The organism is Saccharothrix texasensis, assembly GCF_003752005.1.
In the GTDB taxonomy this organism is placed as follows: Bacteria; Actinomycetota; Actinomycetes; order Mycobacteriales; family Pseudonocardiaceae; genus Actinosynnema; species Actinosynnema texasense.
The window spans coordinates 6598160-6623354 of the sequence record NZ_RJKM01000001.1; the positions used below are offsets into that span (position 1 = coordinate 6598160).

The 25195-nt window shown below is 72.1% G+C and carries 19 protein-coding genes; 9 read left to right on the plus strand and 10 right to left on the minus strand.

Annotation, left to right across the window (positions count from 1 at the left end):
* Positions 1-9: 9 nt before the first annotated feature.
* From EDD40_RS29380 to EDD40_RS29395, 4 genes are all read left to right on the plus strand, one after another.
* A complete protein-coding gene (locus EDD40_RS29380) occupies positions 10-2247 on the plus strand; it encodes a GH92 family glycosyl hydrolase (protein ID WP_123745803.1) in 2238 nt (745 codons plus the stop codon).
* Positions 2248-2364: 117 nt separating this feature from the next.
* Positions 2365-3279 (plus strand): ABC transporter ATP-binding protein, encoded by a 915-nt coding sequence (locus EDD40_RS29385; RefSeq protein WP_123745804.1) that lies wholly within the window; start codon positions 2365-2367, stop codon positions 3277-3279.
* Positions 3276-4319, plus strand: coding sequence for an ABC transporter permease (locus EDD40_RS29390; RefSeq protein WP_123745805.1), 1044 nt, complete (start codon positions 3276-3278; stop codon positions 4317-4319). The genes EDD40_RS29385 and EDD40_RS29390 overlap by 4 nt, the downstream gene beginning before the upstream one ends.
* Positions 4320-4541: 222 nt before the next feature.
* Entirely contained in the window at positions 4542-4862 is a 321-nt protein-coding gene (locus EDD40_RS29395) for a DUF3817 domain-containing protein (protein WP_123745806.1), read from the plus strand.
* On the opposite strand, the gene EDD40_RS29400 is transcribed toward EDD40_RS29395, so the two are convergent.
* Together EDD40_RS29400 and EDD40_RS29405 are read right to left on the minus strand one after the other, a co-directional pair.
* Entirely contained in the window at positions 4844-5878 is a 1035-nt protein-coding gene (locus EDD40_RS29400) for a phosphotransferase (protein ID WP_201437132.1), read from the minus strand. The genes EDD40_RS29395 and EDD40_RS29400 overlap by 19 nt on opposite strands.
* A 65-nt stretch (positions 5879-5943) precedes the next feature.
* Positions 5944-6447: a MarR family winged helix-turn-helix transcriptional regulator gene (locus EDD40_RS29405; protein WP_123745807.1), complete on the minus strand. Its 504-nt coding sequence runs from the start codon at positions 6445-6447 to the stop codon at positions 5944-5946.
* Positions 6448-6488: 41 nt separating this feature from the next.
* Here EDD40_RS29405 and EDD40_RS29410 point away from each other — a divergent pair, with 41 nt between their 5' ends.
* The 3 genes from EDD40_RS29410 to EDD40_RS29420 are packed head-to-tail and all read left to right on the plus strand — an operon-like array spanning position 6489 to position 8701.
* Positions 6489-6791 carry an MTH1187 family thiamine-binding protein gene (locus tag EDD40_RS29410; protein ID WP_123745808.1) on the plus strand — a complete coding sequence of 101 codons (303 nt, stop codon included), beginning with the start codon at positions 6489-6491 and terminating at the stop codon, positions 6789-6791.
* Between the two features lie 26 nt (positions 6792-6817).
* Positions 6818-7669, plus strand: a complete 852-nt coding sequence (locus tag EDD40_RS29415; RefSeq protein ID WP_123745809.1) for an SCO6745 family protein — start codon at positions 6818-6820, stop codon at positions 7667-7669.
* Positions 7670-7711: 42 nt separating this feature from the next.
* Positions 7712-8701 carry a tetratricopeptide repeat protein gene (locus tag EDD40_RS29420; RefSeq protein WP_123745810.1) on the plus strand — a complete coding sequence of 330 codons (990 nt, stop codon included), beginning with the start codon at positions 7712-7714 and terminating at the stop codon, positions 8699-8701.
* Positions 8702-8793: 92 nt separating this feature from the next.
* Here EDD40_RS29420 and EDD40_RS44485 read toward each other — a convergent pair whose 3' ends face one another.
* The 3 genes from EDD40_RS44485 to EDD40_RS29435 all read right to left on the minus strand — a co-directional run bounded on the left by EDD40_RS44485 (position 8794) and on the right by EDD40_RS29435 (position 12909).
* Positions 8794-10245: a neutral zinc metallopeptidase gene (locus tag EDD40_RS44485; RefSeq protein WP_123745811.1), complete on the minus strand. Its 1452-nt coding sequence runs from the start codon at positions 10243-10245 to the stop codon at positions 8794-8796.
* A gap of 64 nt (positions 10246-10309) precedes the next feature.
* Complete coding sequence (locus tag EDD40_RS29430) at positions 10310-11686, minus strand: neutral zinc metallopeptidase (protein WP_123745812.1); 1377 nt, start codon at positions 11684-11686, stop codon at positions 10310-10312.
* A gap of 26 nt (positions 11687-11712) precedes the next feature.
* Entirely contained in the window at positions 11713-12909 is a 1197-nt protein-coding gene (locus EDD40_RS29435) for an MFS transporter (protein ID WP_123745813.1), read from the minus strand.
* A 103-nt stretch (positions 12910-13012) separates the two neighbouring features.
* Between EDD40_RS29435 and EDD40_RS29440 the strand changes: the two genes are divergently transcribed.
* Positions 13013-13729, plus strand: a complete 717-nt coding sequence (locus EDD40_RS29440; protein ID WP_123745814.1) for an ArsR/SmtB family transcription factor — start codon at positions 13013-13015, stop codon at positions 13727-13729.
* On the opposite strand, the gene EDD40_RS29445 is transcribed toward EDD40_RS29440, so the two are convergent.
* The 5 genes from EDD40_RS29445 to EDD40_RS29465 form a co-directional block, all read right to left on the minus strand.
* Positions 13713-14510 carry a class I SAM-dependent methyltransferase gene (locus EDD40_RS29445; RefSeq protein WP_246037889.1) on the minus strand — a complete coding sequence of 266 codons (798 nt, stop codon included), beginning with the start codon at positions 14508-14510 and terminating at the stop codon, positions 13713-13715. The two genes, EDD40_RS29440 and EDD40_RS29445, sit on opposite strands and share 17 nt — an antisense overlap.
* Before the next feature lie 119 nt (positions 14511-14629).
* Positions 14630-16864, minus strand: a complete 2235-nt coding sequence (gene glgB / locus EDD40_RS29450; RefSeq protein WP_123745815.1) for a 1,4-alpha-glucan branching protein GlgB — start codon at positions 16862-16864, stop codon at positions 14630-14632.
* Entirely contained in the window at positions 16861-18201 is a 1341-nt protein-coding gene (locus tag EDD40_RS29455) for a maltokinase N-terminal cap-like domain-containing protein (RefSeq protein WP_148088946.1), read from the minus strand. The genes glgB and EDD40_RS29455 overlap by 4 nt, the downstream gene beginning before the upstream one ends.
* A gap of 5 nt (positions 18202-18206) precedes the next feature.
* Entirely contained in the window at positions 18207-20018 is a 1812-nt protein-coding gene (gene treS, locus EDD40_RS29460) for a maltose alpha-D-glucosyltransferase (RefSeq protein WP_123745817.1), read from the minus strand.
* A gap of 115 nt (positions 20019-20133) precedes the next feature.
* Positions 20134-22119: an alpha-1,4-glucan--maltose-1-phosphate maltosyltransferase gene (locus tag EDD40_RS29465; protein ID WP_123745818.1), complete on the minus strand. Its 1986-nt coding sequence runs from the start codon at positions 22117-22119 to the stop codon at positions 20134-20136.
* Positions 22120-22561: 442 nt separating this feature from the next.
* On the opposite strand from EDD40_RS29465, the gene glgP reads away from it, so the two are divergent.
* Positions 22562-25132 carry an alpha-glucan family phosphorylase gene (glgP, locus tag EDD40_RS29470; protein WP_123745819.1) on the plus strand — a complete coding sequence of 857 codons (2571 nt, stop codon included), beginning with the start codon at positions 22562-22564 and terminating at the stop codon, positions 25130-25132.
* The last annotated feature ends 63 nt before the right edge of the window (positions 25133-25195 follow it).

Here is a 25195-nt window from a genome sequence, read left to right on the forward strand (position 1 = left end):
GGTGGATCGGTGACCGCTGACCCCGTGGAGTCCGTGAACACGTTCATCGGCACGAAGGACGACGGGAACACGTTCCCGGGCGCGTCGATGCCGTTCGGCATGGCCCACTCGAGCCCCATCGGCTCGCACTACGCGGGCTACCGCTACGACGACCCGGTGATCCGGGGGTTCGGGCACTTCTTCCTGTCCGGCGCCGGGTGCACGGAGCAGGGCGGGCTGGTGTCGATCCTGCCGACGACGGGCCTGCCGCGCAGCTTCGACCACCGCACCTACGGCGCGGCTTACACGCACGAGGGCGAGGTCGGCCGGCCCGGCTACTACCGGGTGCGGCTGGCGTCCGGCATCACGGTGGAGGCGACGGCGACGACCCGGGCCGGGGTGGAGCGGTTCGCGTTCCCGCCGGGGGTGACGCCGCACGTGCTGGTGAACGTCGGCCAGGCGAACGACAAGGAGCCCGTGTTCGCCAGCGGCGTGCGGGTGGTGGACGACCGGACGCTGGCCGGCACCGTGGTGGCGCAGGCGTTCTGCGGCGGCAAGCCCTACACGACGTACTTCACCACGACGTTCGACCGGCCGTTCAAGGCGACCGGCAACTGGGGCGGCGCGGAGGGCGGCTCGGGCCTGCGCGGGCAGTGGGTCACGTTCGAGGACGGCCCGGTGACCGCGGCCACCGCCATCTCGCACGTGGACGCGGACGGCGCCACGAAGAACCTCGGCGAGGCTCGCGGGAAGACGTTCGACGAGCTGCGCGCGGCGGCTCAGGAGACGTGGCGGCGTGAGCTGTCGAGCGTCGAGACCTCCTCGACCGGCGCCGACCGCACGGTCTTCTACACCGCGCTCTACCACGTGCTGCTGCAACCGCTGACCGGCAACGACGTGGACGGCCGGTACCGCGGGTTCGACGGGAAGGTGCACACGGCCGACGGCTGGACCTACCACGAGTACTTCTCGCTCTGGGACACCTACCGCGCGCAGAACCAGCTGCTGGCGCTGTTGCGCCCGTCGCGGGCCGAGGACATCGCCCGGTCGTTGCTGGCGATCCACGAGCAGGGCGGCTGGCTGCCCCGCTGGGCGTACGCCAACCAGGAGACGAACACCATGACCGGCGACCCGGTCACACCGTTCCTGGTGGACCTGTGGCGGTTCGGCGCGCTGGCCGGGTTCGAGGAGCGGGCGTACGAGGCGTTGTGGCAGAACGCGACCGGCGTGCCGCCCGCGTCGTCGCCGTTCGAGGGCCGGGTCGGCAACCCGTCCTACCTGCGGGACGGCTTCGTGCAGTACGACAAGGACTTCCGCAAGAAGGGGCAGGACGTCGACCCGCACCACGGCGCTTCGGCGACGTTGGAGTACGCGCTCGCCGACTGCTCGTTGTCGATCATGGCCCGCGCGCTGGGGCGGGAGGACGACGCCGAGGTCCTGCGCCGCCGCGGGCTGAACTACCGGGTCCTCTGGGACCGCTCGGTGGCCGACCGCGGGTTCACCGGCTTCCCCCGGCCGAAGCTGGCCGACGGCAGGTGGCTGGCCCCGTTCACCCCGCAGGGGCCCGACGGCTTCCACGAGGGCACGGCGTGGCAGTACCAGTGGCTGGCGCAGCAGGACGTGCCCGGCCTGGTGGAGCTGCTCGGCGGCCGGGACGCGGCGCTGGCCCGGCTGGACGACTTCTTCGCCTACCCCGACCTGGTGGCCGACCCGGCGGGGACCGTGCGCTCGAAGTGGGTCGTCGGGCCGTACAGCTACTACAACCAGTTCCGCTACAACCCGAACAACGAGCCGGACCTGCACGTGCCGTGGATGTACGCGCTGATCGGGCAGCCGTGGAAGACCTCGGCCGTGGTGCGGGCGGCGCAGACGTTGTTCGTCGACGCGCCCAACGGCGTGACCGGTAACGACGACCTGGGCCAGATGTCGGCCTGGTACGTGCTCGGCGCCCTGGGGCTGTACCCGGTCACACCGGGCACCGGCGACCTCGTGCTGAACGCGCCCAGGTTCGACCGGGCGGTGATCCACCTGGAGAACGGCCGGGACATCACCATCACGGCGGCCGGCGCGGACCCGTCGGCGCTGCGGTACGTGCGGTCGCTGAACGTCGACTCGGAACCCTGGGACGACGTGTGCCTGAACGTCGACCGGCTCGACGACGGCGCGAACCTCGACTACGTCCTGACCGCGGACCCGGCGGAGGCGACGTGGGCGACCCGTCCCGGGTCCGCGCCGCCGTCCCCCGGCACCGGCGCGCACGTCTCGTGATCGAGGCCATGCGCAGAGCTACCAAGGGATGCGTCGAAAGTCTCGATCGCCGATTACTTCCGTCGCGAACGGATCGAAGTGCCGCCGGCGACCCCCGGCACGGCTTACCGTCCAGCCATGACAGGGGCACGCATACCGGCCGTCGTGGTTGCCGACATCAGGAAGAGCTACGGCGAGCTGAAGGCGGTGGACGGCGTCTCGTTCACCGTCGCCGAGGGGGAGTTCTTCGGCATCCTGGGGCCGAACGGCGCGGGCAAGACGACCACGCTGGAGATCGTCGAGGGCCTGCGCAAGCCCGACGGCGGCCGGGTGACGCTGCTCGGCGAGCAGCCGTGGCCGCGCAACCCGAAGCTGCTGCCGCGCATCGGCGTGCAGCTCCAGGCGTCCAGCTTCTTCGAGAAGCTGACCGCCCGTGAGCAGCTCCAGACGTTCGGCTCGCTGTACGGCGTGACCCGGCGCACGGCCGACGAGATGCTGGAGCTCGTCGGCCTGTCCGACAAGGCGGACGTGCAGGAGAACAAGCTCTCCGGCGGCCAGCGCCAGCGCCTGTCGATCGCGTGCGCCCTCGTGCACGACCCGGACCTCGTCTTCCTCGACGAGCCGACCGCCGCGCTCGACCCGCAGGCCAGGCGCAACCTGTGGGACGTGCTGCGGGCGATCCAGGCCAGGGGCAAGACCATCGTCTACACCACGCACTACCTCGACGAGGCCGAGATCCTGTGCGACCGCGTGGCGATCATGGACCGGGGCCGGATCCTCGCCATGGACGCGCCCGCGACGCTCGTGCGCGGTCTCGACGCGCCGACGCACGTGGTGCTGCAGAAGGGGTCGCTGACGCGTGAGGCGGCGCGCGGCATCACCGGGGTCGACGACGCGCACGAGGACGAGGTGTCGTTGACCATCTCCACCCGCAAGCCCGCGCCGGTGCTGTCGGCGCTCGCCGAACGCGGCACCCTGGACGGGTTGCAGGTGCGCACGGCCACGTTGGAGGACGTCTTCCTCGACCTGACCGGACGGGAGTACCGCGCATGACCGCGTTCCGGAGCCTGTCGACCGCGATGATCAAGGGCTTCCTGCGGGACAAGATGACGTTGTTCTTCGTCTTCCTGTTCCCGCTGATGTTCCTCGTCGTGTTCGGGCTGCTGCTCGGCGACTCGGGCAGCGACAAGACCAAGATCGCGGCGGTCGGCGACGGGCCCGTGCTGACGACGTTGGAGCAGACCGGCGCGATCGAGCTGGAGAAGTACGACGACACGGCCGCCGCGCGGCGGAAGGTGGACGACGGCGACCTGCCCGCCGCCGTGGTCGTGGACGGCGACCGCGTGGAGCTGATCTACGCGGCGAGCGACCAGGTCGCGGCGGGCACCGTGCTGGGGATCGTGTCCGGGGTCGTCGACAAGATCAACCTGGGGGCGGCGGACGTGGCGCCCCGGTTCACGTTGGAGACGAAGTCGGTCGAGGACGCGTCGCTCAAGCCGATCCAGTACCTGACGCCGGGCATCCTGTCGTGGGCGATCTCGTTCTCGGGCGTGTTCGGCTCGGCGCTGACCATGGTGGCGTGGCGCAAGAAGCAGGTGCTGCGGCGGATCCGGCTGGCGCCGGTGAGCACGACGACCGTGCTGACGTCGCGGGTGGTGGTGAGCGTCGGCACGGCCATCGTGCAGGGCGTCGTGTTCGTGGCGGTGGCGCTGCTGCCGGTGTTCGGGCTGAAGCTGACCGGGCAGTGGTACCTGGCGCTACCGCTGCTGGTGCTGGGCACCACGGCGTTCTTCGCGATCGGGATGCTGGTGGGCGCGTTCTGCAAGACGGAGGAGTCGGCGTCGGGCGCGGCGAACGTGATCATCATGCCGATGGCGTTCCTGTCGGGCACGTTCTTCCCGGTGGAGAACGCCCCGGCGTGGCTGCAGGCCGTGTCGAACGTGTTCCCGTTGCGCCACATGAACGACGGCATGCTGGACGTCCTGGTGCGGGGCAAGGGCGTGGAAGCCCTCCTCGTCCCCTCCGCCGTCCTGGTCGCCTTCACCCTGGTCGTGGGCTTCATCGCCGCCCGCATCTTCCGCTGGGAAGACTAACCCCGAGAGTCGTACCTCCAGCCGTCGAGAGTCCTACGTTCACGACACCTGAATTCAACGCTCAGCGTTCGCGGCGTCTTGCCCTGCGTGTGCTGAGCGTTGAATTCAGGGGCTCTGAACGTAGGACTCTCGCCGTGTGAACGTAGGACTCTCGCGGTGTGGAGGTAGGACTCACGTGGGGGTGGGGGTGGGGTGAGGGGGGTCACGAAGCACAATGGAGGCATGCTTAGCAGCGCTGTTGGTCGGTTTCGCCTGCTCGCCCTGGCCGAGGCGGTGTCGTGGGCCGGTCTGCTGATCGGCATGTTCTTCAAGTACGTCGTGGTGGGCAACGAGATCGGCGTCAAGGTCTTCGGGCCCGTGCACGGCGCGATCTTCGTCGGCTACGTCCTGGTGACGTTGATGCTGGCCCACCGCTGGGACCGCAAGACGCTCGTGCTCGGCCTGGTCGCGAGCATCCCGCCGTTCGGCACCGTGGTGTTCGAGCGCTGGGCCAACCGCACGGGTCGGCTGGCCGAGACCGGGGTTCAGACCGCCGACGACTGAGCCAGCGCCAGCTCCGCCTCGGGGTCGCCGAGGTGGTACACGCGTTCGCTCGGCTCGATGTTGTCCAGGAACTCCTGGTACACCAGCGCGCTCACGAGGTGTGACGCCGGGCGGGCGTGCCGCAGCGCGCTCGCCGGATCGCTCGACGGGAAGTGGCGCGACCACGCGTCGACCCACACGCGTTCCACGGCGGCCCGCATCTCCGGCGCGACGAACCCGATCAGCCGTGCCGCGTCCAACGCCGGGTGGCCCCAGTGCGCGTCGCCCCAGTCGAGCACGACCCCGCCGGAACGCCAGTTGCCCGGGTGGAAGTCGCCGTGCAGCAGGGTGTCCGGCAGCCCGAAGTCCGGCACGCCCACCCCGCGGGCCCGCAGCCGCGGCTCGCCGGCCAACGCCGCCTGCACCGCCACCCACCGCGGCACGATCCGCTCGACCACGTCCGCGCCCGGCTGCCAGCAGTCCACTCCCGGCGCCTCGGCGAGCAGCACCCGACCGGGCTCGGCGGCGAGCAGCACCGGCGCCAACGACGGGTCGACCGACGCCACCAGCCGGATCACCTCGGCCTCGTCCGCCATGAACGGCGGCGTGGCCTTCGCCCACGCGTTCCCGCGCGCGGTCGGCAGCCGGTACAGGCACGACAGGTTCCACGTCTTCACCTGCACCGCCGGCCCGGTCACGTCGACGTGGCCCCGCGCCCACCCGACCAGCGCGGCCGGCCCGCCCGGGCGCGCCCACGGCAGCCGCAGCGGGTGGTCCCCGACCGCGTGCCGCCCGCCGGTCGTCAGGCCCCGGTCCGGCACGCGGTCGGCCTCCACCTGGTACGTCACCACGCCGTCGCGCATGGCCGGGGTGGTGGTCCCGACCAGCCGCAACACGCTCGTCGTCACGCCGAGGTCCCGGTCCAGGCGCGCGGTCACGGGCTCGACGTCGTTCCACCAGGGGCTGTCGACGGTGAACGGCTCCGCCTCGCCGACGAACCGGCCGCCGACCGTCACCAGAGCCCTGATCTCGCGCACGTCGTGCAGCGTGACCGGCCGGTGTCGGTCTGTCGACCGAATTGCGCCGTCGAACCGCCGAGGGGTCAGTCCTCGAAGTCGCCGACCGCGCGGCGGACCTTCGCCAGCAGGTCGGTCAGCTGCTCGGTCTGCCGGTCGGTCAGGCCGCGCAACCCGAACTCGACGGCGGTGACGGCTTCGGTGGCGGCCTCGCGCCGGGCGTGCCCGGCTTCGGTGATCTCCACGAGGGTGGTGCGCCGGTCGGTGGGGTGGGGGTTGCGGCGCACGAGTCCGTCGGCTTCCAGCCGGTCCACGATGTTCGTGACGCTCGTCGGGTGCAGCTGGAGCCGTTCGCCCATGACCCGCATCGGCAGGCTGCCCGTGCGGGCGAACGTCAACAGCACCAGCGCCTCGAACCGCGCGAAGGTCAACCCGTGCGGCTTGAGTGCGGCGTCCACGGCGGACTGGATGATCTGCTGTACTCGCATGACGCTGGTGACCGCCGCCATCGCCGTCGACGGTCCGATCCGCTTCTCCCACAGCTCGGCGGCGCGCGCGATGGGGTCGAACGGCAGCGGCTGGGACGTCATGCGCCGAAGCTACCAGTGGGTACCCCGACCAGGAGGCAGAAGTGCTCGTCGCGTTCAGTGTGAGCCCGCTCGGCGGTGAGTCCGACGGCGTGGCCGAGGCCGTCGCCCAGGCGGTGCGGGTGGTCCGCGAGTCGGGTCTGCCCAACGAGACCAACGCCATGTTCACGCTGGTCGAGGGGGAGTGGGACGAGGTGATGGCGGTGGTGAAGAAGGCGACCGAGGTCGTGCAGGCGACCGCGCCGCGGGTGAGCCTCGTGCTCAAGGCGGACATCAGGCCGGGCTGGACGGGTCAGCTCACGGCCAAGGTGGAGCGGGTCGAGCACCACCTGGCAGCAGACGAATAGTCGGACGTCCTACTATTCTGGTGGGCATGGAGCCGAGAGACCTGTGGGTCCGCTTCGAGACCTACCACGACGTCACGTACTTCTCGCCCGAGTCCCGGGCGGTCACCGACGCGCTGGGCTGCAAGGGCGGCTGGATGGGCTACTTCGGCCAGCGCGCGGCCCCGTTGGGCGCGGCGTCGCCGGAGGTCGTGACCGCCGCGTTCTACAACTTCCACCCGCGCATGGTGGCCCGCGCGCTGCCCGACGCGTGGGACGTGGCCGGTCCCGCCCGGTTCCTGCGGGCACGGCTGGAGGGCGTCGACGGGGCGTTGCGGCGGATGCTGACGAGCCTGGACGTCGCCGAGGCCGCCGAGCTGGCCGTTCGGGCGGCCGAGGCCGCGCCGACGGCGGGCCGGGTGCTGGCCGCCGCGAACCGCGCGCTGCCCCTGCCCGACGAGCCGCACCTGGCGCTGTGGCAGGCGTGCACGACGTTGCGCGAGTCACGTGGTGACGGTCACGTGGCCGCGCTGGTGGCCGCCGACCTCGGGCCGTGCGAGGCGTTGGTGCTGTTCAGCGCCGACAAGGCCCTTGACGCGGCGTACATGCGCAGCGCGCGCGGCTGGTCGGAGCCGGAGTGGCGGGAAGCCGAAGCGGCGCTCGCCGACCGGGGCCTGCTCGACGGCGACGGTGGCCTCACGCCGGCCGGTCGGGCGTTGCGGGAGGACGTCGAACGGCGCACCGACGAGGCCGCCACCCGTCCGTGGGAGGTCCTGGGCCCGGCGGGCACCGCCCGCTTCGCCGAGTTGACGACCCCGATCGCGCTGCGCCTGGGGCGGCTGAACGAGGCCATGCGGACGAACCCGATGGCGATCGACCCGGTCGCGCAACTCCCCGGCTAGCCGCGCGCGGCCAACCGTCGGACTCGTGCCAGGATGGAAGGCGTGACAAGGCCAGACCCCCGAAAGACCGCCGCACTGTCCGCCGCGTTGTCCGGGGCGGTCGACCTCGGCGCGCTGAAGGCCCGGGCCGACGCCGCGAGGCAGCGCGCCACCGCCCCACCCCCGTCGCCCGGCTCCGGCGGAGCCGTCGGCGGTTCGGACGCCGGTCCGAGCCCGTGGGTGCTCGACGTCACCGAGGCGACGTTCCAGTCGGTCGTCGAACGCTCGCTGGACATCCCGGTCGTCGTCGAGCTGACCGCGTCGTGGAGCCCCGAGGCGGGCCAGCTCTCGCCCGTGCTGGAACGCGCGGCCAGGGCGGGCGGCGGCACCTGGCTGCTGGCCAGGGTCGACCTCGACGCCAACCCGCGCATCGGCCAGGTGTTCGGCGTGCAGTCCGTGCCGACCGTGGTCGCGATCGCCGGCGGCCAGCCGCTCGACGCCTTCGCCGGACCGCTGCCGGAGGCCGAGTTCGGCCAGTGGATCGCCCGCCTGCTGGACGCCCTGCGCGACCGGCTGCCGGGCATCAAGGCGGCGGAGGCGAACCGCGCGGCGGAGCCCGGCGAGGAGCCCGCCCCCGAGCCGGAGGACCCCCGCTTCACCGCCGCCGAGGACGCGTTCGAGCAGGGCGACTTCGCCGCCGCCGAGGCCGCGTACGAGGCGATCCTGGCCGCCGAGCCGGGCAACGCCGAGGCCAAGGCCGCCCTGGCGCAGGTCCGGTTCACGGCCCGGGCCGAGGCGGTGCCCGCGGACGCCATCGCGAAGGCCGACGGCAACCCGGACGACGTGGACGCCCAACTGGCCGCCGCGGACCTGGAGCTGGCGACCAACGACGTCGAGCAGGCGTTCAAGCGGCTGGTGGACACGGTCCGCCGCGTCTTCGGCGAGGACCGCGACAAGGTCCGCGAGCACCTCGTGAGCCTGTTCGAGCTCTTCCCGCCGGACGACGACCGGGTCGCGAAGGCCCGCCGCAACCTGGCCAGCGCCCTGTTCTGAGCACACCCTGACAGGGGCCCACCCCGGGCCCCTGTCACCACCACTCGCTCACGACCAGACCGGGCGCACCGGCCCCGCGCCCTGGCCGGGGGTCAGCCGGCGTACTTGCGGGTGCAGAGGCCGGCGCCCTGGTAGAAGCCATCGCGGAACGCCTCGACGCGGGCGAAGCCGGACGGCACGACGGTCCCGTTCACGTCGGCCGCGATCAGGCTCTTGTCCGCCAGCAGCTCGGCCACCGCCTCGTCCAGGTCGCCCGAGGACAGCCGCAGCGCGGCCTTGCCCTGCGCCGGCGTGCTGTTCGTCGTCGTCCCGGCCCACGCCCCGGTCAGGCAGGCCGTCCGCAACCCCGCCGCCGGGCCCTCCAGCCCGTACCCGGTCGCCTTCTGGATCGACAGCGCGAACCGCGACGCGATCTCGGCGAACGCGGCGAAGTCGCCGATCCCGCCCTTCTGCCCCCGCTTCGGCGGGGTGCCGATCTTCACCAGGTCGGGCAGGTCGATGGCGATCGAGTTCGTGGCCGGGCAGTACGCCGCGGGCGAGGTGTCGCCGCCGTCCGGGCACTGCGCGGACGACGAGGTGGACAACGAGGGCGGCGTGGCGGCGGCTTCCTTGAACGCCGTGCGCAGCGACTCCTCCAGCAGGTCGAGCGAACGCTGGTCGTCCACCTTCAGGTTGCCCTTGCCCTGCCCGGTGTCCTTGTCCTCCGCGTCGAACTTCTGCTGGGTGATCCGCGCCTTGATCTCGGCCTCGTCGATCTCCGCGCACCGCTCCGGGTCGCCGGCGAACCCGAACTGGAACGCCGCCACCCGGTCGAACGCGCTGCCGTGCGCGCCCTGCTTCTCGGCCGACGTGCCCGCCGCGTCCCGGATGAAGAACATCGTCGCCAGCACCTGGTTCAACCCGGGCCCGGTCGAGATGCGGAAGTGCTTGGACTTGCCCTCGGCCACCCACCGGAAGAAGTTGCCCGCGTAGCAGTCGGCCTGCTGCTCCTTGATGATCGACGGCGTGGCCTGGTTGATCCCGCCGACGTCGCCGAGCTTGTACTGGATCGCGTGGCCCATCTCGTGCGCCAGCACGGTCACCACCGACATCGGCCCGAACGCGTCGTCCAGCATCGGCAGCAGCTCGCCGCGGTCCCACGCGATGGAGTCGTCCAACGAGCAGTAGAACGCGTTGGCCACGCCCGCGGTGTTGGTGCGGCAGATCTCGACGCCCTTGCCGTTGGAGTCGTAGGACACCAGCCGCTTCACCGGCTCGAACTCCTTGCCGAACCGCGCCGGCAGCTGCTCCGCCCAGTACTCCTCGACGTCGGCCAGCGTGTTGATCGCCAGCCGGTCCATCTCGCCGCCGTCGCCGTTCTCCACCTGCAGGTCGGCGTCCGGCACGCCCGGCTTCGCGCCGCTCTCACCGGTGGTGATGTCCAACCCGGCCACCTTGGTGACGTCGGGTCGTTCCGACCGGCCGTAGCCGCTCACCGTCTGGGTGCACCCCGTCAACGCCATCGCGGTGGCCAGCGTCGCCGCGACCCAAGCCCGTCGAGCCATGCCCAAGCCCCATCCCCGGTCCGTGCCGATCCGAGCCCGAACCCTACTTGGCCGGCTCGGGTGGCTAGGCCAGACCGCAGGCTTCGACGCCTTCGAACACGCCGCCGCGGAACACCTCGACCCGCTTGAACCCCGGACCGAGCGACGCCGAACCGCTCGCGTCGCGCGCCGCGTAGTCGTAGGCGAGCAGCACCTGCACGGCCTCGTCGAGGTCGCCGGGGGACAGCCCGAACCCCTTCTGCCGGGTGAAGACCTCCCGCGTGTACGCGCCGGCCAGGCACAACGCGCTGGTCGCCGCGCTCTCGCCGTCGAGGTCCGCGCCCACCGCCGCCATCGCGGCCATCCCGTACCGGCTCGCCAGCAGCAGGCCGGTGGCGTAGTCGCCGATCTCGGCGTGCAGCTCGGGCAGGTCGGCCTTCACCTCGAACTCCACCGACTTCTCCGCCGGGCAGTACGCCACCGGGCCCTGGTCGCCGGAGCAGTCCGGCTCCTCCTCGGTGGGCGTGGACTTCGGGTCGGTCCACTTCTTGCCCGCCTGCTCGACCAGGGTCTTGTAGTACAGGTTCAGGTCGGGTGTGACGTTCTCCAGCATCTCGTCGAACGGCAGGTTGCCGCCGCGGTCGCGGTCGTCGGCGGAGATGAACGCCTGCTGGGTGAACACCCGGTTGTCGGTGGTCATGGCCGCGCAGAACTCGGTGCCCTGCTGGTAGCCGTCCTGGAAAGCGGACACCCGGTCGAACGCGTTGCCGTGCGCGGACCGGTCGTTGGCCGAGGTGCCGACCGGGTCGCGGAACGTGATCAGCGCGCCCAGCGCGGAGTCCAGCGTGTCGGAGCCGATGTCGAGGTGCTCGGACTTGCCGTCGTTGACCCACTTGGTGAAGGCGCCCGCGAAGCAGTCGGCCATGGCCTCGGTGAGGATCGTCGGGAACCGCTGCGGCTCGCGCCGCTCGGCCTCGGGCGTGATGCCCATCCGGTTCTGCACGGCGTGGCCCATCTCGTGCGCCAGCACGATCACCACGGCCGCGTCGCCGAACCGGTCCTTGAGCACGGGCAGCAGCGCGGCGCGGTCCCAGGCGATGGCGTCGGCGCTGGGGCAGTAGAACGCGTTGCCCTCGACGTCGCTCGCCTTCTCGGTGCACGGCGGCGGCTTGGCGGAGGAGTCGGAGGTGTCGACCGAGTAGATGCCGCCCTCGATCGGCTCCCACTTCCGGTCGAACGTGGCCGGGAACGCCTCCTGCCAGAACGAGTCGATGTCGGTGACGGCGGTGGCCGCCAGCTGGTCGATCGGGCCGCCGTCGGTGCCCCGGATGAAGCCCGGGTCGACGGTGCCCTTGGTGACGGCCTCACCCGCCACCGGTTTGCCCGGGATCGCCTGGGCACAGGCGCTAGCCGTGAGCAGGACCGCCGCCAGCAGGACCAGCCGAGCCGATACGAGCCGCATGGGGCCATTGTGCCTGCCCCGAACCCCTACGGGGTCGTGTTCGACGGCACCGCCGGCTCGCGCGTGCGCGTCGCCCACCGGGTCAGCGCGGGCACGGGCGCGACCGCGACCAGGAAGATCGCCGCCACGGCGAGCCAACCGCCGGCGCCGGAACCGCCGAGCGCGAACGTGAAGACCGCGGGCCCGAACAGCTGCACGGTGGCCGTGGCCGCCTCGTTCACCCCCTGGTAGGCGCCACGCGACTCGTCGCGCATGAGGCCGACCGACAACCCCCAGTTCGCGGCCACGTAACCCAGTTCGCCGACCACGTGGAGCAGTGCCGCCGCCACCACGACCGCGACGGCCGCCGCACCGGAGCCGCCCGCGGTCGTGGCGAGCAGCGCGCAGCTCGCGGCCAGCGCGATCCCCGACCGGACCACGGTGCGCGCGGCCTGGCCGGGGGTGCGGGCGAACCGCGAGAAGGGCACCTGGAGCGCCGCGATGCCGACCGAGCTGACGACCACCACCACGCCGCCCAGCGCGAGCGGCAGGTCCGTCGACCGGGACAGCCACAGCGGCAGCCCGGTCGACAGCATCGCCCAGCACAGCGACAGCACCGAGGTGACCGCGACGACGGCCAGGTACGGGCGGTCGCTCAACGCGGCACGCGCGCGTGGCGTCCCGTCCACCGGCGCCGGTCTGCGCACGGCGAGCGTGGTCGCCGCCAGCACGCCGAACGTGATCGCGTTGCCGGTGATCGCCAGGGCGTAGGTGGCGGGGTCGTCGGCGGTCAGCACCAGGGCGCCCAGGCCGGCGCCGATGGCGTAGCCGACGTGCTGCGCGACCCGTTGCCGGGCCAGGGCTCGCACCCTGGCCGCGTCGTCGGCCACCAGACCGGTGATCAACGCCGTCCGCACGGCGTTGCCGCCGTTGGCGGGCGCGGTGAACGCCACCGTCGCCGCGAGGAACGACCACGTGCCGTCCACCGCCAGGTAGGACGTCATGGCCAGGGCGCGGACGACGGTGAGCACCGCCAGCACCAGCCTCGGGTCGAAGCGGTCGGCCAGCGCGCCGAGCGGCACCGCCGCGACCAGCCCCGCCGCGCCCGCGACCGCCATGCCGACGCCCACCGCGGTCGGCGGCAGCCCGAGGACGCGGGTGAAGAACAAGGCCCAGGTGGTGAACCACAGGCCGTCGCCGAGCGCCGAGACCCCGCGCCCCCACAGCAGCACGCCCAGCCCCATCGGCACTCACCCTTCACGATGTGATGAACCATGACCGTAACCCGCGTCACGGCAGGGTCGCAATCAGAGTTCAGGACATCGTGAACGGTGCTAGGGTGCACCTGTGGCGGGATGGGTCGACTCGGGCAACGCCGTCCAGGCGTCGGTCGTCGCGCTGGCCCGCGAGCTGTCCGACCCGGTCCGGCTCACCGCGCTGCAACTGCTCGCCGCCGAGGGCCCGCACACGATGGTGCAGCTGGCCGACGCCATGGGCGTCTCGCCGCCGCGGCTGGGCAACCACCTGGCCCGCCTGCGCGCCGCGGGCCTCGTCACGGTCGAGCACACCGGCCGGCACGCCGTCTACCAGGTGGGCCGCGCCGACATCGCCGACGTCCTCACCGCACTGGCCCGATACGCCCACCGCGGCGACCCCGTCACGCCCCGGCGCACGTCATCGCCGGTCGACGTCGCCCACACGTGCTACGACCACGCGGCCGGCCGCCTGGGGATCTCGGTGTTCGCGACCCTCGTCGAGGCGGGCGCGCTCCGCCCGCCCGACGGCCGCACCGGCGACCTCGCGCTGGGGGAGGACCTGACCGCGCTGCACCGCCTGGGCGTCGACCCGGCCGCCGTCGCGCCGCGCCGCCGCCTCGCGTCGGCCTGCCTGGACCGCACGCACCGCGTCCCGCACCTGGGCGGCGACCTGGGCCGGCTCGTGCTGGACGCGTTCGTGGCCGCCGGCCTGGTCCGCCGTCAGGACGGCACCAGGGAGCTCCTCGTCACCGGACGGGGGGACGAGCGGCTGCCCGTCCTGCTGCCGGGGTTCACGCCGGCGCCGTGAAGCCGCGCACCGACCACGCCCGCGCGGCCAGCCGGATGGAGCCGTCCGGGTGGGTGGGCAGGCGGGTGCGGAGCAGGTCGCGCAGGGCCCGCCGGCGGTCCTCGGGCAGGGACGCGGTGTAGCCGGGCGCCGGTCCCTGGCCGCCGAGGAACGGGCGCCAGTAGTCGTCGAAGTCGTTGAACACCGTCGGCACCTCCAACGCCTCCACGCGCACCCCGGTCAACCCGGCGCCGGTCCACAGCTCGCGGAGCGGTTCGGGACGGCAGAGGGGGAAGCGCCTGCCCTCGTGCAGGGCGGCGGCGGCCGGGTCGAGGTCGGTGGCGGCGTCCCAGAAGAAGCGGGTGATCGCCATGCCCTCGGCGTAGTCCCAGACGTAGCCGGCGACCACGCCCCGCGGCGCGGCGACCCTGGCGAACTCGGCCACGGCGCGGGCGGGGTCGGGCACGAAGTTGAGCGCGAGACCGCTGACCACGGCGTCGAACGAGCGGTCGGGCAGCGGGAGGGACCGGGCGTCACCGACGTGGAAGGCCGCGCGCGGGTCGGTGACCCGGTGCTCGGCGGTGGCCAGGAAACCCTCGGACGGGTCGACCCCGACGACCTCGGCCGGGTCGGCGAGCTTGAGGATCGCGGTGGTCAACGCGCCCGTGCCGCAGCCGACGTCCAGCCACCGGCGGCCCGCCGGCACGTCCAGCAGCCGGAGGAACCGCCGCGCGACGGGCGCGCTCCAACGCCCGACGTAAGCCTCGTACGCCTCGCCGACCGCCCACACCTCGTCCGCCATGGGGCTCAGCATGGCAGGCGCCGACGCCCGCCGACGACGTTCCGCACTACGCGGTTCGGGTCCGGCCGGCGACCCGGCGGGGGCTCCCGGGTCGCCGGCCCCGCCGGGCGCGGTCCGGTTCAGGTGATCTCGAGGTCGTCCGGGTCGATCGGGCCCTCGACGCTCGCCCGGTCCTCCGCGGTGACCGTCGCGGTGACCGCGGGCGCCTCCGGCGCGAGCCACAGCACGCCCGTCGGCGGCAGTTGCAGCACCGCCGACGCGGGCCTGCCGTGCCAGGGGCGCTCTTCCGCTTCCACCACGCCGAAGTTCCCGACCCCGGACCCGCCGTAGACCTCCGAGTCCGTGTTCACCACCTCGCGCCACCGACCGGCGACCGGCAGCCCGACCCGGTAGTCGTGGTGCGGCAGGCCGGCGAAGTTCGCCACGCACGCGAGCACCGAGCCGTCCTCACCGATGCGCAGGAAGCTCAGCACGTTGCCCGCCGAGTCGTTCGCGTCGATCCACGAGAACCCCTCGGGCTTGTTGTCCGCGCTGTAGAGCGCGGGCGAGCCCCGGTAGACCCGGTTCAGGTCGCCGATCAGCCGGTGCAGGCCGCCGTGCAGCGGCGAGTCCAGCAGGTGCCAGTCCAGCGACCGGCTCTCCGACCACTCCTCCCGCTGCCCGAACTCGCCGCCCATGAACAGCAGCTGCTTGCCGGGGTGCGCCCACATGAACGCCAGCAGCGAGCGCAGCCCGGCCGCCTTGTTCCAGTCGTCGCCGGGCATCCGCTGCCACAACGACCCCTTGCCGTGCACGACCTCGTCGTGCGACAGCGGCAGCACGAAGTTCTCGCTCCACGCGTACACCAGCGAGAACGTGATCTCGTTGTGGTGGAACGACCGGTGGATGGGCTCGCGCGACAGGTAGTGCAGCGAGTCGTGCATCCAGCCCATGTTCCACTTGAACCCGAACCCGAGGCCGCCCAGGTGCGTGGGCCGCGACACGCCCGGCCACGCCGTCGACTCCTCCGCCACCATCACCACGCCGGGGTGGCGCTTGTAGACCGTCGCGTTCAGCTCCTGCAGGAACCGCACCGCGTCCAGGTTCTCCCGGCCGCCGTACTGGTTGGGCAGCCACTGCCCCTCCTGCCGCGAGTAGTCCAGGTACAGCATCGAGGCCACCGCGTCGACCCGCAGGCCGTCGATGTGGAACTCCTCGATCCAGTACAGCGCGTTGGCGACCAGGAAGTTGCGCACCTCGTTGCGCCCGAAGTCGAACACCAGCGTGCCCCAGTCCGGGTGCTCGCCCCGGCGGGGGTCCTCGTGCTCGTACAGCGCGCTGCCGTCGAACTTCGCCAACGCCCAGGAGTCCTTCGGGAAGTGCGCCGGCACCCAGTCCATGATCACGCCGACGCCGCGCTGGTGCAGCACGTCCACGAAGTGCCGGAAGTCGTCCGGCGAGCCGAACCTCGACGTCGGCGCGTAGTACGACGTCACCTGGTAGCCCCACGACCCGCCGAACGGGTGCTCGGCCACCGGCATCAGCTCCACGTGGGTGAACCCGGCGTCCACCACGTAGTCCGCCAGCTCCGTGGCCAGCTCCCGGTAGCTCAGGCCGGGCCGCCACGAGCCCAGGTGCACCTCGTACGCGCTCATCGGCGCGTTGATCCACTGCGTGGCGTCGCGCTTGGCCTGCCACTCGGCGTCGCCCCACTCGTGCGCGGTCCGGGTGACGACCGAGGCGGTCTGCGGCGGCGTCTCGGTGGCGAACGCCATCGGGTCGGCCTTCTCGTGCCACCCTCCGTCCCGGCCCAGGATGCGGAACTTGTACCGGGTGCCCTCGGGGATGCCGGGGATGAAGACCTCCCACACGCCGGACGAGCCGAGCGACCTCATCGGGTTCGCCCGGCCGTCCCAGCCGTCGAAGTCGCCGCACACCCGCACACCGCGCGCGGTCGGCGCCCACACGGCGAACGAGACGCCCGAGACGGTGCCGTTGGGCGTGTCGTAGGTGCGCACCCGCGCGCCCAGCACGTCCCACAGCCGCTCGTGCCGCCCCTCGCCGATGAGGTGCAGGTCCAGCTCGCCGACGGTGGGCAGCCACCGGTACGGGTCGTCCACCTCGACGGCGTGGTCGCCGTACTCGACCTCCAGCCGGTAGTCGCCGGGGTGCTCGGGCAGCTCGCCCGCGAACAGCCCGTCGGCGACCCGGTCCAGGTCGAACCGCTTGTCGGCGGCCATCACCGCCACCGCGGTCGCGCCCGGCCGCAGCGCCCGCGCGACCACGCCCTCCGGAGCGTGGTGCACGCCCAGCACCGAGTGCGGGTCGTGGTGCGCCCCGGCCAACAGCCGGTCGACGTCCTCGGGCGAGATCATGACTGCACCGCTCCCTCTCCAGTGATCCGCGCGATCGACGACAACGGGACCGTCAACCACTCCGGCCTGTTCGCGTGCTCGTAGGCGACCTCGTAGACGGCCTTGTCCAGCTCGAACGCCCGCAGCAGGTAGCCCCGCTTGCGGGGGTCGCCCACCGAGTCAGACGCCGCCTCCGCGTAGCCCTCGGCGAAGGCCGCGCGGTTGCGCCGCGCCCACTCCAGCGCCCGCACGGTCAGCTGGTGGTCCTCCGGCTGGCCGACGAGCAGCTGGTGGGCCGCGTAGTCGAACGACCGCAGCATCCCCGCCACGTCGCGCAACGGCGAGCGCAGCTCCATCCGCTCCGCGATCGGCGACCCGGGCTCGCCCTCGAAGTCGATCAGCAGCCACCCCTGCACGGTCCGCAGCACCTGACCGAGGTGCAGGTCGCCGTGGATGTGCTGCACCGCGACCGCGTCCGGGGTCTCCCGGGCCTGCTCGAACGCCTCCCGCAGCGCGGGCACGTAGGGCCGCAGCTCCGGCACCGAGGCCACCACCGAGTCCAGCCGCGCGACCATCGCCCGCACGGTCCGGTCGATGTTCTCGGCGTCCGCGGACTGCGTGCCCAGGGCGCGCTCCAGGTCCGCGTGCACGGTGGCCACGGCCTGGCCGAGCCGCTGCGCCTCGCCCGCGAAGTCGCCGCCGACCTCGTCGGCGTGCAGGTCGGCCTCGGCCATCAGGTCGCGCACGCTCGTGGTGGCCATCGCCCAGCCGTCCACCGCGTCCGGCATGAACTGCTGGAGCATGCCGACGGTCGTCGTGCGGCCGTCCAGCCGTCCCGTGATCGACCCGAGCGGTTGGGCGATGTGCTCGCACCCGACCTGGCGCAGCGCCCGGTGCAGCGCCAGGTCCGGGTTCTCGCCGTAGGTCAGCTTGCGGAACAGCTTGAGGATGTACTGGTTGCCGAACACGATCGAGGTGTTGGACTGCTCGGACGTGATCGGCCGGCCGCGCAGCCCGGTCTGCAGCTCCACGCCCGGCTCGTGCGCGAACCGCAGGCCCTCGACCTCGGCGCCCTCGGCGATGAGGTCGAGCAGCACGCCGGTCAGCTCCGGCACGTGGGTGGCCTCGTGGTTGTCCGCGTGGTCGGTGACCAGCAGCTGGTACGGCTCGCGCCGGTCCGGCTGCTCCACCTCCACCACCAGGTGCACCAGCACCGGGTCCTCGGCCCGCAGCACCGCCGTGCGCAGCGGGCGGATCGAGGTGACCGGGCGGTCCTTGCCGCCGAACCACCGCTGGGCGGGCAGCCACTCGGGCAGCTCGGCCAGCACCTCGTCGACCAGGTCGTGGGGCTGCGTCACGTCCATCACCTCGGCTCGCTGTCGTCGTCGGCTTCCACGAGCTGGAACCAGTAGAAGCCGTGCCCGGGCAGGGTCAGCAGGTAGGGCAGGTCGCCCACGGTCGGGAAGACGACGCCGCCGGTCAGCTCGACCGGCCGGCTGCCGTGGTGCTCCGACAGGTCGAGCTCGACCGGCTGCGGGAACCGCGACAGGTTGTTCACGCACAGCACGACGTCCTCGTGGCCATCGGGCCGCAACCACCGCCGGCGGTAGGCCAGCACGCTCGGGTTCGACCCGCCCAGGTCGGTGAAGTCGCCCTCCGCGAACGCGTGGTGCTGCTTGCGCACCTCGATCATCCGCCGGGTCCAGTGCAGCAGCGAGGACTGGTTGTTCAGCTGCGCCTCGACGTTGAGCGCCTGGTAGCCGTACACCGGGTCCATGATCACCGGCAGGTAGATCCGGCCGGGGTCGCAGCTGGAGAACCCCGCGTTGCGGTCGGGGGTCCACTGCATCGGCGTGCGCACCGCGTCGCGGTCGCCCAGCCAGATGTTGTCGCCCATGCCGATCTCGTCACCGTAGTAGAGGACGGGCGAGCCGGGGAGCGACAGCAGCATCGCGGTGAACAGCTCCTGCTGGTTGCGGTCGTTCTCCAGCAGCGGCGCCAGGCGCCGTCTGATGCCGATGTTCGCCTTCATCCGCGGGTCCTTGGCGTACTCCGCGTACATGTAGTCGCGTTCCTCGTCGGTGACCATCTCGAGCGTCAGCTCGTCGTGGTTGCGCAGGAAGATCCCCCACTGCGCGCCGGACGGGATCTCCGGGGTCTGCGCCAGGATCTCCGAGATCGGGAACCGCGACTCGCGCCGCACCGCCATGAAGATGCGCGGCATCAGCGGGAAGTGGAACGCCATGTGGCACTCGTCGCCGCCCACCTCGGGGTCGCCGAAGTACTCGACCACGTCCGACGGCCACTGGTTGGCCTCCGCGAGCAGCACCCGGCCCGGGTACTCGTCGTCGACGACCTTGCGGCAGCGCTTGAGGAAGTCGTGCGTGCGCGGCAGGTTCTCGCAGTTCGTGCCCTCCGCCTCGAACAGGTACGGCACGGCGTCGAGCCGGAACCCGTCGATGCCCAGGTCGAGCCAGAACCGCAGGGTGTCCAGCATGGCCTCCTGGACGTGCGGGTTCTCGAAGTTCAGGTCGGGTTGGTGGGAGAAGAACCGGTGCCAGTAGAACTGGCCGCGCACCGGGTCGTAGGTCCAGTTGGACGACTCGGTGTCGACGAAGATGATCCGCGCGTCCGCGTAGCGCTGGTCGTCGTCGCTCCACACGTAGTAGTCGCCGTAAGGCCCGTCCGGGTCGGCGCGCGACTGCTGGAACCACGGGTGCGCGTCGCTGGTGTGGTTGAGCACCAGGTCGGTGATCACCCGGATGCCGCGCCGGTGCGCCTCGTCCAGCAGGTACACGAAGTCCTCGACCGAGCCGAACTCCGGCAGCACCGCGCGGAAGTCGGAGATGTCGTAGCCGCCGTCGCGCAGCGGCGAGGCGTAGAACGGCGGCAGCCACAGGCAGTCGACGCCGAGCCACTCCAGGTAGTCCAAGCGGGACGCGAGGCCCCGCAGGTCTCCGGTGCCGTCGCCGTTGGAGTCGCTGAACGCGCGCACCAGAACCTCGTAGAACACCGCGCCCTTGAACCAGTCGCGCTCGCGCGGCACGAGCTTGGCCGACCGGAAGTCCTCGGCCTGCGGTTCGACCAGCAGGCCGTCCGCGCCGATGGCCTCGCCGGTGTGCGGCACGTTCTCCAGGCCTACCAGCGCGGCGTCGGGTCGTGCCTCTTCCTGCATGTGTGCTCCACCTCGTCCCACCTCATTGGGGGTGCGTTCGATCGTCCCTCGTGCTCTTCGGCGGGCACGGGGACTCGGTAAAAGGGGACCGGGCCGGGTTTTTATCTCCGCCGGGTCAACCGGCGCTGCTGAACCTGCGCTGGACGCCGACGACGTGCGCCGGGGCGCGCCAGGGTTCCAGGCGGACGTAGTTCGCCTGACCCCAGTCCCAGGTCTCCCCGGACACCTCGTCGTGCGCGATCAGCCGCTCGTGCCAGTCGACGCCGAGCGCGGGCAGGTCCAGCCAGACGGTGCCGTCCTGCGCGTTGTGCGGGTCCAGGTTGACCACGACGACGACTGTGTCGCCACTGGCCGGGTCCTGCTTGGAGTAGGCGATCAGCGCCGGGTTGTCGACGTGGTGGAACCGGAGTGTTCGCATCTGCTGCAGCGCCGGGTGCGCCCGGCGGATCGCGTTCAGCTTGCGCAACCACGGTTCCAGCGACCGTCCCTCGGCCACCGCCGCCGCGTAGTCGCGGGGGCGGAGCTGGTACTTCTCCGAGTTCAGGTACTCCTCGCTGCCCGGCCGGACGGCCTCGTGCTCGAACAGCTCGTAACCCGAGTACACGCCCCAGGTCGGCGCCATCGTCGCCGCCAGCGCCGCGCGCAGCGCGAACATGCCCGGGCCGCCGTGCTGCAGCGACTCGTGCAGGATGTCGGGGGTGTTGACGAACAGGTTGGGTCGCGCTTCGTCCCAGTGCTCGACCAGTTCGGCGCCGAACTCGGTCAGCTCCTCCTTGGTCGTGCGCCAGGTGAAGTAGGTGTAGCTCTGCGTGAAGCCGAGCTTGGCCAGGCCGTACAGGCGGGCCGGCCGGGTGAACGCCTCGGACAGGAACAGCACGTCCGGGTGGCGGTCCTTGACCGCCCAGATCAGCCACGCCCAGAAGTCCGGCGGCTTGGTGTGCGGGTTGTCGACCCGGAAGATCCGCACCCCGTGGTCCACCCAGTGCAGCACGACGCGCAGCACCTCGTTGTAGATGCCCTGCGGGTCGTTGTCGAAGTTGACCGGGTAGATGTCCTGGTACTTCTTCGGCGGGTTCTCCGCGTAGGCGATCGAGCCGTCCGGGCGGGTGGTGAACCACTCGGGGTTCTTCAGCACCCACGGGTGGTCGGGGGCGCACTGCAGCGCCAGGTCCAGCGCCACCTCGATGTTCAGCTCGCGGGCCCGGTCGACGAACGCGTCGAAGTCCTCGATGGTGCCGAGTTCGGGGTGGATCGCGTCGTGCCCGCCCTCGTCCGCGCCGATGGCCCAGGTCGAGCCGGGGTCGTCCTCGGTGGCGGTGAGCGTGTTGTTCGGGCCCTTGCGGTTCACCCGCCCGATCGGGTGGATCGGGGGCAGGTAGGCGACGTCGAAGCCCATGGCCGCGACGCGGTCGAGCTCCTTGGCGGCGGTGACGAACGTGCCGTGCACCGGGACGCCCGACTCGTCGACGCCGCCCGTGCTGCGGGGGAAGAACTCGTACCAGGAGCCGAACGCCGCGAGCTTGCGGTCGACCCACACCTTCTGCGGCTTGCCCCTGGTGACCAGCTCGCGGACGGGGTGCTCGTGCATGATCCGGCGGACGTCGCCCGCGAGGGCTGGCGCGACCCGCTCGGCGAGGGGCCGGTGCTCGTCGCGCAGCGCGGTGGCCGCGTTGACCAGCAGCGGCTTGTCCTTGCGCCGGTCGGGGCGGCGGCTCACGCGGTCGAGCAGGAGCGCGCCGGCCTCCAGGTCGTTCGCCAGCTCGTGCGCGCTCTGCCCCGCGGCGATCTTGACCTCGACGGCGTGCTCCCAGGTGGCCCACGGGTCGCTCCAGGCGTCCACCCGGAACGTCCACGCGCCCGGCGAGTCCGGCACGATCGTGGCGGTCCAGCGGTCGAGGCCGACCCCGTGCGGGACCATCCTCGTCTGTCTGGCGACCCGGTCGTCCGGTCCCCGCCACGCCACCGTGGCGGCCACGGCGTCGTGGCCCTCGCGCCACACCGTGGCCTCGACCGGCACGTGTTCGCCGACCACGGCCTTCGCCGGGTAGCGACCGCCGCTCACGGTCGGGGAGACATCGTCGATACCGAGTCGTCCGCTCATCGGCAGCGCCCCTCTCGCCTGGTGTGACGCTTGCACGGTCAAGTCTGCCCTCAGCGTGGGGAGCACCCACCACCGGGACACCTCTTCTCGCTGTTCCTACCCCGTCCGCGCGGATCGCACACTTGGCGGTGGTGTGCGTCTCGCGATTCGAGCAGATTCGCAAATCGTGATCGGTTCCGAAGCCGTGCCACGCCGGTACCGATCGAGCGACCCGGGTCACCCGGGCAGGGGACGCGCGATCCGGCGGGCGGTCCGACCTCCCCGGCCCGGTGATCACGCCGCGGGCCCGCGCGCCGGCCGACCGCGTCGATCTTGACGGTTGCGCGAGGTGCGCGAAATAACTTGCAGAGCGGCGTTTGCGCTGGTGGGGCTGGATCGGTCCCTGCATCGGTTCGGGTGACCGGTGTCCCGCACCGCTGGATGGGGGATAAGGTCCGACGCCATGCGAGCACTTCGCCGGTTCACCGTCCGAGCCAGTCTGCCCGAGCCGCTGGCGGCCCTGGGCACCCTCGCCACGAACCTGCGCTGGACGTGGCACCCGCCCACCCAGGACCTGTTCGCGTCGGTCGACCCCGAGCTGTGGGCCGAGAGCGGCGACCCGTTGCGGCTGCTGTCCGTCGTCGCGCCCGAGCGGCTCGAAGCGCTCTCCCGCGACGAGCAGTTCCTCGCCCACGCCCGCGCCCTGGCCGACGACCTGCACCGCTACACCACCGGGCCGCGCTGGTTCCAGCGCCGCCAGGACGAGATCGGGCAGCGCCGCGAGCACGGCGACCACGACCCGCACCCCCTGCCCTCCGCGATCGCCTACTTCTCCATGGAGTTCGGCGTCACCGAGGCACTGCCGAACTACTCCGGCGGTCTCGGCGTGCTGGCGGGCGACCACCTCAAAGCGGCCTCCGACCTGGGCGTGCCGCTGATCGCGGTCGGCCTGCTCTACCGGTCGGGCTACTTCCGCCAGGCCCTGTCCCTGGACGGCTGGCAGATCGAGCACTACCCCGTGCTGGACCCGCGCGGCCTGCCGCTGGAGCTGCTCACCGAGCCGTCCGGCGCGCCGATCCTGGTGCACGTCGCCATGCCCGGCGACCGGGTGCTGCGCGCCAAGGTGTGGAAGGCGCAGGTCGGCCGCATCCCGCTGCTGCTGCTCGACTCCGACGTGGAGGAGAACGACGACGACCTGCGCGGCGTCACCGACCGCCTCTACGGCGGCGACCAGGACCACCGCATCCGGCAGGAGATCCTGGCCGGCGTCGGGGGCGTCCGCGCCGTGCGCACCTACTGCGACCTGACCGGGCACCCGTCGCCCGAGGTGTTCCACACCAACGAGGGCCACGCGGGCTTCCTCGGCCTGGAGCGCATCCGCGAGCTGGTCACCACCGAGGGCCTCGACTTCGACCAGGCGCTGGCGGCGGTCCGCGCGGGCACGGTGTTCACCACGCACACGCCGGTCCCGGCGGGCATCGACCGGTTCCCCGTCGACCTGGTGCAGCACTACTTCGGCGCCGAGACGCTGCTGCCGGGCGTGAACACCCAGCGGCTGCTCGCCCTCGGCGCGGAGGACAACCCGGGCCTGTTCAACATGGCGCACATGGGCCTGCGGCTCGCGCAGCGCGCCAACGGCGTCTCCAAGCTGCACGGCACGGTCAGCCGCGACATGTTCCGCGGCCTGTGGCCGGGCTTCGACGCCTCGGAGGTGCCGATCGGCTCGGTCACCAACGGCGTGCACGGCCCGACGTGGGCGGCGACCGAGATGAGCAGGCTGGTCGGCGACACCGAGGAGAGCGGCGTCGGCGCCCACGGGTTCGAGCCGGTCACCGACCAGCGGCTGTGGGAGCTGCGCAGGGACCTGCGCGGCAAGCTCGTCGACGAGGTCCGCCGCCGCACCCGCGCCTCGTGGTTGCAGCGCGGCGCGTCGGCGTTGGAGCTGGGCTGGACCGACTCGGTGTTCGACCCGGACGTGCTGACCGTAGGCTTCGCCCGCCGCGTGCCGACCTACAAGCGGCTGACGCTGATGCTGCGGGACCCGGAGCGGCTGCGCTCGATGCTGCTGCACCCCGAACGGCCGGTGCAGCTGGTCGTCGCGGGCAAGTCGCACCCCGCCGACGACGGCGGCAAGGCGTTGATCCAGCAGATCGTGCGGTTCGCCGACGACGCGGGCGTGCGGCACCGGATCGTGTTCCTGCCCGACTACGACATGTCGATGGCCCGGTACCTGTACTGGGGCTGCGACGTGTGGCTGAACAACCCGATGCGCCCGCTGGAGGCGTGCGGCACGTCCGGCATGAAGTCGGCGCTCAACGGCGGGCTGAACCTGTCGATCCGCGACGGCTGGTGGGACGAGCTGTACGACGGCAGCAACGGCTGGGCCATCCCCACCGCCGACGGCGTCACCGACCCGACCCGGCGCGACGACCTGGAGGCCGCCGCGCTGTACGACCTGCTGGGCAGCCAGGTCGCGCCGCTGTTCTACGACCGCGGTGAGGACGGCGTGCCGACCAGGTGGCTGGCGATGGTGCGGCACACGCTCGCCTCGCTCGGCCCGGCGGTGCAGGCGTCGCGGATGGTGCGCGAGTACGTGGAGAACCTGTACGCGCCCGCCGCGTCGTCCGCCGCCTCGGTGGTCGGCGAGGGCTTCCGGGGCGCCAAGGAGCTGGCCGCGTACCGGCAGCGGCTGCGGGCGTCGTGGACGCGGGTGCGGGTGCTGGAGTCGGAGATGTCGCTGAACGGGTCGGTCACGCCGAACCTCGGCTCGCCGGTCGCCGTGCGGGCCCGGATCGAGCTGGCCGGCCTGGAGCCGTCCGAAGTGGACGTGCAGGTGGCGCTGGGCCGGGTCGGCGACTCCGACGAGCTGTACGACGTGGTCACGCACGGCATGGACTACGCGGGCAACGGCAACTACGAGGTCGAGGTGCCGCTGCCGCACGCGGGCGCTGTCGGCTACACGGTGCGCGTGCTGCCGAGGCACGACCTGCTCGCGTCGCCGGCCGAACTCGGTCGGGTCGTGCTGGCGGGCTGACACCGCTCGATCAGATGACCGCCGGCGTGACCGGCGGTCATCTGGTCCGCGTGTCGTCCACGC